14 protein-coding genes are annotated in these 15,562 nt (G+C 52.2%); 5 read left to right on the plus strand and 9 right to left on the minus strand.

Annotation, left to right across the window (positions count from 1 at the left end; all coding sequences use genetic code 11):
- Positions 1-38: 38 nt before the first annotated feature.
- From DS901_RS09560 to DS901_RS09585, 6 genes are all read right to left on the minus strand, one after another.
- Positions 39-686: an ABC transporter ATP-binding protein gene (locus tag DS901_RS09560; protein ID WP_113776717.1), complete on the minus strand. Its 648-nt coding sequence runs from the start codon at positions 684-686 to the stop codon at positions 39-41.
- A 2-nt stretch (positions 687-688) separates the two neighbouring features.
- Positions 689-1,462 carry an ABC transporter permease gene (locus DS901_RS09565; protein ID WP_258546695.1) on the minus strand — a complete coding sequence of 258 codons (774 nt, stop codon included), beginning with the start codon at positions 1,460-1,462 and terminating at the stop codon, positions 689-691.
- A gap of 5 nt (positions 1,463-1,467) precedes the next feature.
- Entirely contained in the window at positions 1,468-2,667 is a 1,200-nt protein-coding gene (locus DS901_RS09570; protein WP_113776719.1) for a lipopolysaccharide biosynthesis protein, read from the minus strand.
- Positions 2,664-4,766 (minus strand): capsular polysaccharide biosynthesis protein, encoded by a 2,103-nt coding sequence (locus DS901_RS09575; RefSeq protein ID WP_113776720.1) that lies wholly within the window; start codon positions 4,764-4,766, stop codon positions 2,664-2,666. The genes DS901_RS09570 and DS901_RS09575 overlap by 4 nt, the downstream gene beginning before the upstream one ends.
- 157 nt (positions 4,767-4,923) lie before the next feature.
- The gene (locus DS901_RS09580; protein WP_181820826.1) at positions 4,924-6,012 is read right to left on the minus strand and encodes a polysaccharide biosynthesis/export family protein; all 1,089 of its coding nucleotides are present in this window, start codon (positions 6,010-6,012) and stop codon (positions 4,924-4,926) included.
- A 29-nt stretch (positions 6,013-6,041) separates the two neighbouring features.
- Positions 6,042-7,295 carry a capsular polysaccharide export protein, LipB/KpsS family gene (locus DS901_RS09585; RefSeq protein WP_113776722.1) on the minus strand — a complete coding sequence of 418 codons (1,254 nt, stop codon included), beginning with the start codon at positions 7,293-7,295 and terminating at the stop codon, positions 6,042-6,044.
- Positions 7,296-8,014: 719 nt separating this feature from the next.
- Between DS901_RS09585 and DS901_RS09595 the strand changes: the two genes are divergently transcribed.
- Positions 8,015-9,151: a hypothetical protein gene (locus DS901_RS09595; RefSeq protein WP_113776724.1), complete on the plus strand. Its 1,137-nt coding sequence runs from the start codon at positions 8,015-8,017 to the stop codon at positions 9,149-9,151.
- Positions 9,152-9,158: 7 nt separating this feature from the next.
- Here the strand turns inward: DS901_RS09595 and DS901_RS09600 are convergent, their stop codons facing one another.
- The gene (locus tag DS901_RS09600; RefSeq protein WP_181820827.1) at positions 9,159-10,430 is read right to left on the minus strand and encodes a rhamnan synthesis F family protein; all 1,272 of its coding nucleotides are present in this window, start codon (positions 10,428-10,430) and stop codon (positions 9,159-9,161) included.
- A 321-nt stretch (positions 10,431-10,751) separates the two neighbouring features.
- Between DS901_RS09600 and rfbC the strand changes: the two genes are divergently transcribed.
- From rfbC to rfbA, 4 genes are read left to right on the plus strand one after another with little or no spacing between them, the layout of a single operon-like run.
- Positions 10,752-11,312 carry a dTDP-4-dehydrorhamnose 3,5-epimerase gene (rfbC, locus tag DS901_RS09605; RefSeq protein WP_404932348.1) on the plus strand — a complete coding sequence of 187 codons (561 nt, stop codon included), beginning with the start codon at positions 10,752-10,754 and terminating at the stop codon, positions 11,310-11,312.
- Positions 11,309-12,358, plus strand: a complete 1,050-nt coding sequence (gene rfbB / locus DS901_RS09610; RefSeq protein WP_113776726.1) for a dTDP-glucose 4,6-dehydratase — start codon at positions 11,309-11,311, stop codon at positions 12,356-12,358. The genes rfbC and rfbB overlap by 4 nt, the downstream gene beginning before the upstream one ends.
- A complete protein-coding gene (gene rfbD, locus DS901_RS09615; RefSeq protein ID WP_113776727.1) occupies positions 12,355-13,227 on the plus strand; it encodes a dTDP-4-dehydrorhamnose reductase in 873 nt (290 codons plus the stop codon). The genes rfbB and rfbD overlap by 4 nt, the downstream gene beginning before the upstream one ends.
- Complete coding sequence (gene rfbA, locus DS901_RS09620) at positions 13,217-14,086, plus strand: glucose-1-phosphate thymidylyltransferase RfbA (protein WP_113776735.1); 870 nt, start codon at positions 13,217-13,219, stop codon at positions 14,084-14,086. The genes rfbD and rfbA overlap by 11 nt, the downstream gene beginning before the upstream one ends.
- On the opposite strand, the gene DS901_RS09625 is transcribed toward rfbA, so the two are convergent.
- Both DS901_RS09625 and DS901_RS09630 read right to left on the minus strand, forming a co-directional pair.
- Positions 14,083-15,015, minus strand: a complete 933-nt coding sequence (locus DS901_RS09625) for a rhamnan synthesis F family protein (RefSeq protein WP_181820828.1) — start codon at positions 15,013-15,015, stop codon at positions 14,083-14,085. The genes rfbA and DS901_RS09625 overlap by 4 nt on opposite strands.
- A 351-nt stretch (positions 15,016-15,366) precedes the next feature.
- Positions 15,367-15,562: IS3 family transposase (locus DS901_RS09630; RefSeq protein WP_147249898.1), on the minus strand; the 196-nt coding region annotated here is incomplete at its 5' end.

The following is a 15,562-nucleotide window of genomic DNA, read 5'->3' on the forward strand; positions in this document are numbered from 1 at the left end:
CTGGCATGCTGTAGCTTCTAACCATTGGCACACGAACTTTAGAGGGACTTGTAAGCTGTTATGAGTTCTGTCACTTCGTCATAAAACGTGACCCCGCCCGCGTTGAGTAGCAGGCCACAGTCGCAATATTCTTGGATCGTAGCTGCCGAATGCGAGACCATGATGATTTGGCTGCTCTTGAGTTTTTCTTGAAACACAGCACGGCTTTTTTTGCGAAATGTTTCATCGCCAACGGCCGTAATCTCATCAATCAGATAGACCTGAAAATTGATGGCCATACTAAGACCAAACGCAAGCCGCGCCTTCATCCCGCTAGAATAGGTCTTGATTGGCAGCCGCAGTGACGGGCCGAGCTCCGCAAATTCCTTAACATAGGTGACCACGCGCTCCGTATCTTGCCCATAGATACGCGAAACAAAGCGAATATTTTCGATTCCTGTCATGCTCCCATTGAAGCCGCCAGCGAAACCCAATGGCCATGAGACGCGTAAGCTGCGGTAAACATGGCCAGACGTCGGTGGCTCGGAACCTGCAAGCAGTCGCATCATTGTCGATTTCCCGGCGCCGTTCTTGCCCATAATTGCGACGTTGCGGTTTTCTGGGAACACGAAGGACAGATCGTCCAAGATTACTTTCCGAACACCTTTGAGGTTGTAGATTTTTGAAACACGATCAAATGCAAGCATTGCTAAAACCTCGTGCGCCGAAATAGACGTTCGCCTGCAAGCCCAATCAGTAACAACACGGTCCCAACGAGAACCGGATAGGTTTTATCTAAGACACTAGAACTGTAGTTGGGGTAAAACCCGATCCGAAACCATTCCACCAGATGCAGAATGGGGTTCCATTGCAAATAGTCTTGCGCGCGCGTGGGCAGCTGGCTTGGCACATAAAAAATGCCAGATATGAAAAACAATGGGCGCGTGAGAACCTTTTCAATCTGAATCCATGTGTCCCACAAAGACACGATCACCGCGTTCACGGTCCCATAACCGAGCCCCAATAGTGCGGTGCTTAAGAACACCAAGACAAGTTGCCCCGGACTGGCCGGAAACTGCGCCATCCCTGCCAAAATCAGCCCGGCATAGAAAATGACCATGATCACGAGGTATGTCGCTGAAATCAAGATTGCACGGGCGAGGATTGTGTCGACATCTTTGATGATTGGATAGGTGAGCAAAGCTTTATTTGCGTCAAACACAGTCATCAACTTGCCGGAGGTTTCGGTAAAGAACTGCAACGTCAAAATCCCTGTCGCAAAAAACAAGGCAAGGCTGGCGCCAAATGGCGCGTGGCGACCGACCATAGAAAACAAAATGACCAAGACGGCGACACTCGCGGTTGGTGTGATCACTGCCCATATATAGCCGAATGATGACGTCCCAAATGTGGCACGGGTTTCCCTTAGAACGAGGCTCAAAATCACCCTGATCTGGAGCGTCAGCAGCTCAGCTGTTGTCATCTGTCTCACGTGAGGTGGTCCCGCACCGAGTAGGTCAACAATGTGCCGATGCCCCATATCGCAAAGAACATAAAGCTCGCGAGCAGCGTGTTATGTCCACGTCTTGGGTATTCCGATTTTTCAGGGGTTTGCGGACGGATATGCACAGCAAGGTAACGCTGTTGGCGGTCAGCATCACGGCGCGCTTGTTCAAGTGAGCTGAGAGCGGAGGCATAGGATTGTTCTGCCAGCCTGCGTTCGACATCCAATGTCTCAAACGCGGCGAGTTGCTGTGTCACCGCCGATGTCCCTGTCCCGTCCAGTAAAACTCCACTAATTTCGTGACGCCGCCTGTCAATCTGCTCTGATAGTGCTTCGGCTTGCCTGCGTAACGCGACCAAACTGGGCGCCGTTTCATCGAGCGACTCGCGTTGGGCGGCAATGCGCGCATTTATGTCGATCAGCCGGGCCTCAAGTTCGGACAAAAGCTGAATTTCGAGCGCGGCGCTGGCCGTCGGGTCAACCAATTGTTCGAAATTCCGAAAATCGCGAATACGGTTGAGCGTTTCACGCAAACGCGCCTCTTGCAGGGCGACTTCTTCGCGCGCGAAACTCAGCGCATCTTGCCGCGCGTTCGCCGAAAGCTCGTTCACTAAGTCTTGCGTTAACTCCAGCACAACCTGCCCGATCTGTTGCGCGTGTTCAGGCGACATTGATTGGACTTCGAATTCGATAATCCCAGAGGTTGGATCAGATTGCGTATGGATAAACCGGTTCCAATATTTCACGAAATCCTCAATCGGGGCGTCGGGATCCAACCGGGTGAGAAAGTCGATATCTGAGTTGGAAAACGCCTCCCTGAGTGAAAGTCGCGCATCAACATCTTCAAGCAAGCGGCGGCTTTCCAAATATTCCAAGACGACATAGGTATCAGCCGTCGTCGATCCCGCACTTGCAAGTCCGGTCAGCGCGCCCAAACCGTCAAGCCCCGCGCTCGTCTCAATTCCGCGAATGGAAAACCCCGCGCGGGCGGCATAGCGGTCGGTTGCCACGGATGTATAATAGCTAGCCACCGCCCCAATAGGGATCAAAACGAGCACAACAAAAGATAGCCATAGCTTGTTGCGACGCTTGCGCTGTAAACTGGCGGTCTGAGATTTCTGCGCGTCTGTTTTGCTTAAGGAAACCACCTTCTGCGCTGTTTGGGTGGGTTTTGCATCTGTCATTTCTTAATCCCCCTAAGCTGCATTGAAGATATCATCAGCATCCTCAGACACTTGCGAAACCATTTCCCCTGCGCGCCGGATTTGCGTTTATCTTTTAGCATTTCGAGCGTTTCTTCTGGCCCAACAAAACACCCTGCATCGGCGTCATAGTAGCGCGGATAGGTAAACAAAGCGCCGTAGATCAAACCATCTAATGACAGATGTTTTACCCTTCGCGGTGCCGGCAGCGTATCCGTTGTCAGCCCCCAGCCCGCATAGAATGGTATCCCATGACAGGTGACAGGAATTTCACGCACAAGCGCTTCAAACCCCATCAAAGATGTCATCGTATGTACCGCATCAATCTGGGACAGTAAATGATCTGGTGCGATGTCGCGCATGAGCGTTTCATCACAATATGCAGCAAAAGGTTCTGCCTCGCGCAGCCGATCCCGCAGCCCAGCTAAGACGTCCGGATGCGGTTTATACACGATATAATCATCCGGGCATCGCGCGCGGACGCGTTGCAATAACGCAAGGTTCGTTTTGATATCAGGGGAGCCATATTCCAGCGATGCATCCGTTTCCACCTGACCGACGACCAGCACGACAGGTTTCTTGGTGTCCGGGCGCGTCCAGCCACGGCCCCCAGAATTATATTTGCTAATCCCATCCGCGATCAGGTTCTGGCGAAGCTGCCGCGCGCGCGCTATCTGGCTTTGCGTCAGCTCTTGCGTGTTGAGGGTATTTTCGAGATCCGAAGGTCGCGTTGCGTCAAAATAGATTCCTGTCTTGTCAATCACCAATGACAAGGGGCGGATCAGGTCGGCCCCCAACCCGGCAGATCGTAAAAAACCGTCTTCAATCCGCAATGCACCAGCGGGCGCGTCAGCCCGTCCCCAAACGGCAACTGTTTCGGACCCTTTGGCTTTTCGCGCAAATCGCACAGCAGTGTCGGCGAAGAACTGTGGTAGAAATTGACGCTTCCACGCCGAAAACCCAATCGCTGTGACCTGTTCGGGGAGTTTATGACGCATCTGTCTTTGGTGCGCGATATGGGTAATGGCGCCTTCGGCCTCGCATATCTGGCCCGTGATAGGGTCCACATAGCGCACATAGCGGATTAAGGCAGCATGGACGAGCTGGGCCAAACTCGCCGCCACACGCCGATCAGGCGCGGCAAGCGCGTCATGCGTCAGCCCCCAACCGGCATAAAACGGCATCCCGAACGTGTGCACGGGTTTCCCCCAGATCAACGCCTCAAACCCGACCTGCGAGGTGACCGTATAGACGGCTTTGGCCTGCGATATCAGCGAAACCGGGTGACAGTTTTCGGCAATCACGTGCACACGGTCAATCTGCGCGAGGCGATCGGGATCAAAATGGCTTTTGGCAGCGTTGGTAAACACATCGGGATGAAGTTTCACGACAACGTCAACATCGGGGTTATCGGCAAGCGCGCGCTGCAGCATCGTGTCAAAACTATCCGCCTTAGCCCAGCCATACCGGATCGACAGATCGCCCCGAACTTGGTCAACAACCAATACATATTGCGTGGGCAATGGGCGCTGCAGCTCTGGGGCTGCGTTATATTTAGATACGCGACCGTCGCGCCATAGCTGCGACAGGGCTTGCGCGCGGGCCTGTTCATCGCGCGATAAGGGGGCCGCAATCAACCCTTCCAGCTGCGATGGGGTTGAGGCATCATAATGAACACCGAGATCATCGATGGCGATTGAAATCGCCGGATCACGGCGGCCTACCGACCGCAAAAACCCATCTTCCAATAAGAGCGCGGTGGCGTTTTTTTGCTTTGCGATATCGACCGCGCGGCGACCTGACCATTTTCGACCCCAGCCAATGTAGCGTTCAGCGCGCGTTGGGATCAGACGGCTATGAAATACAGGCGCGCGACCGAGCGCACGCGCGACCAACGGATCGTCGCAAAGGTCCATAGAGGTAGCCAAGTCGCCATGGGCACCGGGCAACAGGCGTTTTGCCATCATACGCAGCCATTGCCCCGCCTTTGCCAAGCGCCTGTAGGTCAAAGCAATCGGGTGACCGCGGTTCATGCGCTGATGATCCGCCGGATTAGCGGCTTCATGAATATCTGTTGGCATATATCATGGGTCTTTTTCAGACCTCCTGCGTATATTTGCGAAAGGTGTATCGCGTTGATAGATCGCTTTTAGCTGCGGCGGGGTAAGCAATGGTAAACACGCTGAGGGCCACCCTTCTCTCTTTTCGACACGGTATTCCAGCTAGGTGATCGGCCATCTAATTTCCCAAGTTGTTGACGCTATTGGCGCTGCTCACGACCGGCGACATCAAAGTGGTCACAAATTTGCGGAATTCACTGGCGTCAGCCGTGGCGACATAAACGATATCGGTCTCGTTAAGCAAAAACTGATCCGCAAGGATAAACGCATCGGCGCGCGCGAAATCGACACGGTAGACCTGCGGAGTTTCGTTCAGATTACGGGCCCGCCGAAACACAAACACGGCGTTTGGGGCTGCCTGCATATCATTCAGCCCGCCGACCTCGGCCAAAAGGTCAGACAGTGTCGGACGCGCGATATTTAAAGCGATGTTGCCACTATTTGACACAGCACCATAAACGGCATAGCGCCGTGGAATATTACGTATCTGTACCGTATCCCCAGGCAAGATTACGATATTATTTGCCGAATGGCCCGCCACCTGGTCCATTCGAACGCTACCGGAATGCGACCCGCGCGAGACCGAAATTTCGGTCTCCCACAAGGGGTTTGGACTGCCGCCCATCTGCGCCAGAAGGGCCATGAGGCGTATCCCCTGTGCCGGAATATCCGCCCTGCCCGATGTCGTGACATCCCCTAACACGGTCACCGTCCGTGCCGCCGTGTCGAGGATGCGGACACTGATCTCAGGGTCGATTGCTTGGCCTTGGTATTTCTCAAGCAGCACTTGGCGCACCCGAGAGGTGGTGAGCCCCGCAACATTGATACGCCCCGCATAGGGGACCTCTACCGTGCCCGCATTCGAAACTTCGAACGACAAAACCGTTTCGCGATTTCCGGAAGAGGCAAAAAGACCGTCATTTGCAGTCTCCCAAATCCGCAGTTCAATAACATCTGCGACGGAAATACGCTCGTGATCAACTAAAAAGCTTTGATCCAGAAACCCGCGCGGAAACCGACCACCAGAATAGGTCGGGGGCACCGTCGTAGCGCTCACATTGATCAGATCAAATGCAACCAGTGCCGGATCGGGATCACTTTCGGAAGCGGCACCTGCGACAATTGCATCTGCAGAAGGGCCAAATGCTGGCAAACTTGCGCAGCCGGAAAGCAAGAGCAGCAAGGCACCATGGCCAAGATAAGACATGCTGTATTTTCTAGGTTGCGCATGCCCCATCAATTAGGTCCAACTGGCATGCTTAGTTTGGATAACTCGTGCTCAAGCTTCTGCGCAATTGCGTCAACAGCGACGTTGCGGCCGCTTTCACGGTAAAAGTCGCCGGGAAGCAACGCGCGCGCGCGCACGGACCGTCTAAACGCATCAAAATTTGCCTTGGGTTTTGCTGCCCGCGATTGCATGAAATTTGCGATTGCCGACGGCTTTGTCCCGGTGGTGACGAGAGCGTCGTGTCGGTAAATCGCATCCCCCAACACCAAAATCGGAACACCATGGTGCAGTGCCGAAAACGCGGAAGTGGAATTGATCACGATCATACCAGAGGCGTGTCGCGTCACCTCTCCGATCGCCCCTGCTCCCAAAGTCATCACGCGCCGCGCCAAACCAAGCGCACGCGCATATTTCGCAATGAGGCGCCGCGTTTGGCCGGCATTCCGGTCCAAAGGATGAAGCTTGAAAACAACGGTTTGCTCTGTTGTGCTTTCGCGCAAAGCCAAAAGCGTTTGCTTCACCAGCTTTTGGTTCGTCCAACCTCTGGCAGAATACCTTATCTGACTGTCTTCGGGCACTTGCAGCGTGACAAGAATGTATTTTCCCTTTAGCCGCGTCTGCAGTTTTTTCAGCTTTGTCAGAATCTCATGTTTCACGCATGCCCGTGAGGTCAAATGTTTTCCCCACGACATAGCCAATCGCCCGCCCCCTTCACGTTTTCGATGAAACAGGGCCTTTTCGGCTGGGGCCGCCTTTAGATCGCGCACAAGGTAATAGATCGCAGCCCAAATTCGTAGCGCAGATTGGGATGACGGCATATCCAATGGCTCTGGCAGCGTCGCGGGATTGATTTGTTCGGGCGTCCAGCGACAAAGCGGTGAGCTATCGTTATTGCCGCCAATCTCGCAAGTGATGTAGCCAGAACGTAGATACCCTTCCTCCAGACAAATCACAGGCACGCCATAAAGCGAAGCAACCTGTCTGGCCGCAAAGTGCATTGGTCGCATCGCGCCAAATACGACAATAAAGCTGGGCTTGTTTTGAACCATCTCAGCACGCAGCCAATCTGACCATTCTTTTTTGGCACCGCGAAAATACGTGTAGTCACCACGTGTAAAGATTTTGTCACCTGCATTGAAAACGACGCGCCTCACTGCAAACCCTCGCGACGCAAGCCCGCTATGCAGCTCTTGAAAAAAGGGGCCGACAGGCCCCTGCAACAAGAGCACATGCGGTGCACGGGTATCTAAACGATGAAACATTAGGACCTCATCCGTGCGTCATAGTGTTTCAAAAGAGAACAGAGTTGCGTAGTCAAATTTCCAAACCCTAGTTAGTATTGATATTCAAAACGTTGGCACGCTAACTTACGGCACCGTCAAACATCACAACCAGCAACCACCCTATAGGTTCATCATTCATCTTTTGATTGCAACCCCTTGATTGCAATGCTGGATATAGACGACGTGTCGGGCGCAGCACCGAAAGAGTAGCTAATTGTGACTAATCTTTTACCGAACATGCTTAATAAATTGATAAAACGTCGGAAATTTTAGCGCTTCGGGAATGCGCGTCTGTTTATATTGATAAGAAAGCAACGGCGAAATATCGCGCAATAGTTGAACAACTTCTCAAATGACCAGGTGGATTTTTCTGCGGCAATACGTCCGCTTAGTCGGGCATAAGGTTACGAAGACATCCCCGTGACCGACGTACAAAATTCCGCATAGGACATGGAAGAACCTCAAGCCACCGCAAATACGTTTGCAAAAATTGGAATGGCGGACAGACTGGGACAGCGCAGTGTAGTTCACAAGCGCAAGCTCTTGACCGGTCTGACAAAAAGGACAGAACGCATTGCTATTTTTGACCCGCGCACTGGTTTGTGGACGTGCGATCCGCTATTCTGTTCGTTGCGCTACACGGTTAATAAATTTGGCAAACTTTCGACCACAAACGCGCGTGCTACTTGGAGGCTCAGTTGAAGAAGCAACATCTTTATTTTCATATTGGCGCTCCAAAGACGGGGTCATCGGCCCTGCAAGGGCTATTATCATGCAACGTAAAAACCCTTGCTCAGAGTGGTGTTTCATATCCTTTCCCTGAAACTGCAGGAATCGTTTCATCAGGTTTTTGCACGGGCAACCTAGTTCACAAGACACAAAGGCAAGCTGCCAAAGACGCCAATACAGAATTGAACCCTTTGCATTTGCTGCCCCATTTTGAGAAAATCATTCGGCGTGGTGCCGCTGACGCAGATCAAGACAAAGTTGTTTTCAGTTCCGAATCTTTATCCGTTTCACAATTCGAATTGACGAGCGCGCTATTCCGAAATCTTATGGCCGACTACGACGTGACGCTGATAGCATTTGTACGCGACGTCTATGACCGGACAATTTCTTCATGGAAACAAGGCGCTAAGACAGGGCGGCCGGTCCGCGCGTTTGATGCGCATGTTACGGGCGTCCTAGAGTCGCCCTCGCGCGCGCCCTATGAGAACTTGGAATGCCTTATATCGTCGGGCTTTGACGTTCGCGTCATCAACTATGATGTTCACCGCAAGAACATCTTTCCATCTTTACTGCGTGAAATCGGCCTAGATGCAACTAAGCTACAATTAAGTGACCCTACAAATCGACCAAGCAACGCTTCGATTACTTATGCACAGGCCGATCAAATTGTGGCGACAGGCAATCACGTTGGCTCGCCATTATTGAAAGCGATGCTCATTCGGCGGCATTGTGCAGAACCCGGCCTTCAGCCTGACCCCTATTTTAGAGAAATTGATCGTATGTTGCTCGGCTCATTGTCTCAATCGCTTGCTGCACTGAATAGTAAACTACCCGACGGTGAACAACTGCGCACGCAACTACGCGATTATGACGATACAGGTAACGACAAATATCGTATGGAAGACCTTAAACCGATTCTTGAGACGGTGCGCGAAGCAATGGAGTTGGAGCGAAACCGCCCCAAATTTAAGCCGCACAAATCGTTGCCAATTGGTTTCGATCCTTTGGTCTATTTATTGTTGAACCCCGATGTCGATGCTGCCGGGGTCGACCCTGCGAAGCATTATCTTAACAATGGCCGCTATGAAGGGCGTAAGTACTCTTAGTGATGCGCTAACGGTGAACACCTGGTGTATATGTGACCTGCGTTTTCCACCCTAAACGCGTTGGGACAGCGCCAAATAACCGTTCAAGCGCATGCAACATTGTCCCGTCGGTTGCGATTGGCTCGCTTGGGTAATCTGACCATGAAAGCCCGAGTTCAACAAACGGCCTTAGCGCGCCAGAGCGGGCCCAAAACATTGTGCCCACAGGGAAGTTAAAGGCACTTGGCAACTCCCCTACCCCCAATTGCGCTGCGATCTGTTCAGCGACATCCGAATTTTGTCCCCATCCCGGAATATGTGGATCTTCTGGGTAGACCATGCCGACACGTTCATCTGCAACCATCGCGGTAAGGGCACGGTCAATCATTGGTCCAGCCAGATCGCTGCCAAGCATATTTGAAAGCGTGAACTCCACCCAATTGGCGACCCAAAGGTCATTATTTGAAAACAAGCTTTTCTTTGTATGTACGTGCCCGATTACGTCATAGTCGCGGATCAAAGTGGGCCCAAAGCCCGTCAACATTGGTCCAATGTCCCGCCCAACATTGGGGAAAACGGCCACCTCAACGACCTGACCAGCATAATTCATTAGGATTTCGCGCGCGGTCACTGCATCGGCGTCATTGCGCACACTTACAAACAGGTCTGGTCGCTGGCGGTTCAGGTTCAGCCGTTTCAGAATATCGGCCAGTTGGCAAATGTAGTAGGCATGAACATGCAAGGCTGCACGCAGGTCAGATTTATCGCCAATGGTTTGACCGACTTCACCGCCCAAAATGACGGGAAATTTCCAACATCCATCAGGTCGGCCCAGCTGCAAGAATTTCACATAGGGGTCGTCACGTTCGCCCATCTCATGTGCCATTGCTTCGGCAAATAGGTAGGGATGAAACCCTGGCTCTGGCTTGCGCGGGTCAACACCTGAATGGATTTGGCTAAGATACGTGCGTGCGGAGGCAACGCGCGACATCGCCGCCCCGCGCGCACCAAAACAAAACTCAGGTTGAAACGCCCTTGCAGCCAAGATCGCAGCAATGTTTTTGGGGGTCGCCAACTTAGGATTCCGTTTCGCTGCTGAGCGCGCAAACCGGTTTGATGCACGCTGCGAGATTAGAAAAGCCACCCAAGACAGCAGCGTCAGGACACAAAATGCAATATAGTTCCAGAACAAGATAAACGCATAGATCGACGCCAGCCTCACTGACTTTGCGAGTGACGCCTCGACCGCGCCGGCGCTAACTCCCCCTGCCGTCTTGAGTGGATGTTGCGGCTTCTTCACTTTCAATTCCATCTCTTGGGCAATTGGCAAACGCGCCTTCACTCAATTCGTTTCACAAGGAGACCACATCAGATCAGCCTGTGTCGGCATGCCAGATTTCGCCTAAACCTGATCATTTACCAGCGCAAAATTCTGATACAAGCCTTTTGAGCGCGCGTGCCTTCTTTCGCAATCGCACAAAAATTAACGGCTTATGCTTTATTGCGCCTATCCTTTTGAGCCGATACCGTTCATTCACCTACTCGGTCGCCCCTGCGCCGACCATTTAATTGCAGTCGCTTGCCTTCTGCCTGCCGCACCAAGTTGATGATCACCATGGCTATTTCCATTCGCAAACTTTCCATCCCCGATTTGATTGTCGTCCAGCCCAAAAGGTTTGGTGATAGCCGTGGGTATTTCGAAGAAACTTGGAACAGGCGCGATTTCTTGACCGCTGGAATTGCCGTCGATTTTGTTCAAGACAACCACTCATTGTCCGAAGCCAAGGGCACATTGCGCGGCATGCACTTTCAAACGCCGCCCTCTGCACAAGACAAGCTTGTCCGCTGCACCAAAGGGGCAATCTATGATGTCGCTGTCGATATTCGCCGCGGTTCGCCGACTTATGGCGCCTGGGCAGGGGTCGAGCTGTCCGCACAGACTGGTGAACAGCTATTTGTGCCTAAAGGGTTTGCACATGGTTTTGTCACCCTCGAACCGCACACCGAAGTTCAATACAAATGTTCAGATTATTACGACCCGGCCTGTGACCGATCCATACGGTGCGACAGCTTGAACATCGATTGGCCATTGCCCGTCGCCCCGATCATTTCGGAGAAAGACGCAGCTGCACCCCCATTTGACGCGCTGATGTCTCCCTTTGATTTTGGTAGCGACCAATGAAGATTCTCATCACAGGCGGTGCAGGTTTTATCGGGTCAGCCGTGGTGCGGCTTGCCGTCGGACGTGGGCACAGCGTGGTGAATGTGGATGCGTTGACCTATGCAGCCTGTCTCGAAAACACGCGGTCCGTTGAACACTCACCTTTATACGCCTTTGAACACGCAGATATCCGCGACCGGACTGTGCTTGATCAGATTTTTGCTGCGCATGCACCTGACGCCGTCCTGCATTTGGCCGCCGAATCCCACGTTGATCGCTCAATCGATGCGCCTACAGATTTCATCGACACAAATATGACCGGCACGTTCAACATGTTGGAGGCTGCAAGGGCGCATTGGACCGCCACCGGCAAAGCAGACAGTTTTCGGTTCCATCATGTTTCAACGGACGAGGTGTTTGGCTCGCTCCCTGCTGATCCATCCACTAAATTTACGGAAGAGACAGCGTATGATCCGCGGTCTCCCTATGCCGCCTCAAAAGCGGCGTCAGATCATCTAGTGCGGGCGTGGCATGAAACATACGGGCTACCGATTGTCCTGACAAATTGCTCAAACAACTACGGACCCTACCATTTCCCTGAAAAACTTATTCCAGTTGTGATCCTGAATGCGTTGGCTGGTCGTGACATCCCTGTTTATGGAAGTGGCAATAACATCCGCGATTGGTTGTTTGTCGAAGATCATGCAGACGCCCTGCTCACGGTGCTAATGAATGGAAGGACGGGCCGCAGCTACAATATTGGTGGCGATAGCGAGCTGCGCAATATTGATCTGGTACGTATGATTTGCGAGATACTTGATGATAAACGACCCAAGAGCGAAGCCACATACGCCACGCAAATCGCCCATGTTGAAGATCGACCTGGCCACGATGCGCGCTACGCAATCGACGCGACCCGCATCCGCACAGAACTTGGCTGGAGGCCCTCTGTTTCAATCCAAGAAGGGCTTAAGAGCACTGTGCAATGGTATCTCGACAACGAGGATTGGTGGCGTCCACTTCTGAACCGAAACGGTGTTGGTACAAGGCTAGGTGTGTCAAAATGAGAATTCTGATCTTTGGCAAAACGGGCCAAGTCGCGACCGAACTTGCGCGCAATTGCCCTGCAGGCATCTCTTGCCGTTTCCTAGCGCGAACAGATGCCGACCTAGCCGATCCTACGCAGTGCGAAGCCGTCGTTTTGGCAGCGGACGCGGACGCGGTGATCAACGCCGCTGCCTTCACTGCCGTTGACGCGGCACAAACCGATGAGCAAACCGCAACAATTATTAACGGGCAAGCTCCGGGTGCCATGGCACGAGCCTGCGCTCAAAAAGGCATCCCCTTCCTACACGTGTCGACTGACTATGTCTTTGACGGTTCTGGAACAGCACCATTCGCGCCTGACCACACGACGCGCCCATTGTCGGCTTATGGCCGATCCAAACTGGCAGGCGAAGACGAAATTCGAAATAGCGGCGCGCGACATCTTATTATGCGCACAAGCTGGGTATTCTCTGCGCATGGCCAAAATTTTTTCAAGACGATGCAAAGGCTGGGCAAAAGCCGGGAAACCATCAATGTCGTGGCGGATCAAATCGGCGGGCCGACCGCAGCACATGATATTGCGAAGGCGCTGTTTATTGCAGCGAAATCAATGGTTGACGGTCACAAGGGCGGGACCCACCATTTTTCCGGCCAACCTAATACCAGCTGGGCCGATTTTGCACGTGCAATTATGAAAGGTTCAGGATTGCCCTGCAAAGTGCGCGACATCCCTTCATCTGACTTTCCGAGTGTCTCAAATCGCCCACCGAATTCACGCCTAGACTGCAATTCACTTACCAAATTGTTTAAGATTTCCCAGCCAGATTGGCGCCAAAGTCTGCGCGAAATCTTAACGGAACAGAATGGATCGGCACCTGATGAAACGTAAGGGTATTATACTGGCCGGTGGAACTGGTTCTCGCCTTTGGCCAATCACCATTGGTGTGTCAAAACAGCTTTTACCGATCTATGATAAGCCGATGATCTACTATCCGCTTTCTGTTCTCATGCTCAGCGGTATCCGTGAAATCGCGATAATTACGACCCCAGAAGATCAGCCGCAGTTTCAGAAATTGATGGGCTGCGGCCGGCAATGGGGATTGGAACTAACCTATATTGTACAGCCAGAACCAAAAGGTCTCGCACAAGCATATTTACTCACCCGCGAATATCTCGCTGGGGCGCCCTCGGCGATGGTTTTGGGTGACAACATTTTTTTTGGCCATGGGTTGCCAGAATTGCTTGCTGCTGCAGATAGCAAAAGCAGTGGCGGGACAGTTTTCGCGCATCATGTGAACGATCCTGAACGATATGGCGTGATCGACTTTGACACTTCCGGCAATGTTACCGAAATCGTTGAAAAACCAAAGGAAGCTCCATCCAACTATGCCGTGACCGGCCTCTATTTTCTTGATGGTCGCGCGCCGGAATTTGCTACCGAGGTGGCGCCTTCTGCACGTGGAGAGTTCGAGATTACTGATCTATTGGAGCGCTACCGTGTCGAAGAATCCCTGAGCGTAGTGCATCTTGGACGGGGGTTTGCGTGGCTTGATACTGGGACGCCCGGTAGCCTGCTTGATGCAGGAAATTTTGTGCGCACAATGACAGAACGTCAGGGTTTGCAGGTAGGATCACCTGATGAAATTGCCTTTCGTTTGGGGTGGATCAATGAAGATCGTCTGCATCAACAAGCTGACGCCTTCAAGAAAAGCACATATGGCCAGCACCTTCGCTCTATTCTTGATTAGTGCTGGCGCCACGCCTTTTGGGGGAGGTGTTCGCGATCAGCTTCTGCGATGCGCTTGAGTTCTTCAAGAGCTTCCAAATTATCACATTGTATATCGCCGTTCTCAACCGCCTCTAAAAACCGAATGCGTCCAACCTGAAAGAGCCGATCCGTGTTTTTCTTGACAAATGACGTTTGAAAAATTTGCTCGGTCGCCCAACAAAACGACGCATTAAATCTGCGCGTTTTGATCACACAACCAATATGTGCAAGCGCCCGATCACGCCATGTTTCATCACGCGGCGAGGCAAGCAGTGCGCTGCATTCATCTGCAAAAAACTGATCCGAATAAGCCGCATAGCGCAGAGTCTGTTCAATGAACTGATCAGAGCGTTTGCAAACCTCGTGCAGAAATGACTTTCGGCGCGACAGTGCCCCCACTGTTAACCCAGCTTCATCCATTGCGCGTGAAAATCCAACTTCCCCACGTTTGATCGTGAGTAACTTAGAATCCGTTTGTTCATAGCTGTCCCAAAAACGCTGAAACGCGGGGTGCTTATAGGTGCTGACAGGAACCATTGTCACATAAGATTCAATATGTTCGGCTCGCATGCGCACGTGATTAACCCGATACTTGGTATCAGGGTATTCATTGCGCGTCGGCACATGAAAAAGCAGACCTGTCACATCAAGATCAGAGTCTTCAAGACGCTCAATAACTTTGCTTCCGCTCCACATCGGGAACCAAACGCTATCATTCATCAAAACAAGGTTCTTAGGCGAAATTTTCTGCTGCTGTAGAAAATGGATTGCATCGCGGAACCCCCCAAAATCATAGCCAAAATTAGGCCGCTCTAGCAGCCGCCACACGTTCGCGACGGCGTTTTTGCGTGCACTATCCTGTAAGCCCCCATTTGCGACCATAACGACATTATAGCCCCTACTTTTCATGAACGCGCATGTTCGCATTAGCGAAGCAGGAACAGATCCTTGTTGAAACACGAGCAAGACACAAAATTTGGCTGTCGCGGCCTCAGCCTTCCCCGAAACTTTGATATCTGCCCACCGGGTCCGATCATAGTTCGCGCGAGAAGACCGCTCGACAACACGCCGCGGGATATCTCTTATTTGCTCCGCGAAGCGAAGCATTTCTCGCTTAAATTTCCAAGCAGGTGGCAACACAAATCTAAACTCATTTTTATTCCAGGCACGATCTGCGACATCAGCGTACTTTCGCGTCGAAGCGATTTTACTTCAAATAGACCCAATGAACAAAAGAAACAATGAGGTGCCCCTAGTTCCCTAGACGCCTGCCTCGTTCATTTTCTGTTGTTTCATTTCATAGTCAACCGGCGACAGCATGCCATTGTTGGTGTGCTTGCGTGTCGGGTTGTAGAACATCTCGATGTAGTCGAACACGTCCTGCCTTGCTGCGTCGCGTGTGAGGTACGTCTGCCGCCTGATCCGTTCGCGTTTCAATAGGTAGAAGAAGCTTTCT

This window comes from Loktanella sp. D2R18, assembly GCF_003318235.1.
Classification (GTDB): domain Bacteria; phylum Pseudomonadota; class Alphaproteobacteria; order Rhodobacterales; family Rhodobacteraceae; genus Yoonia.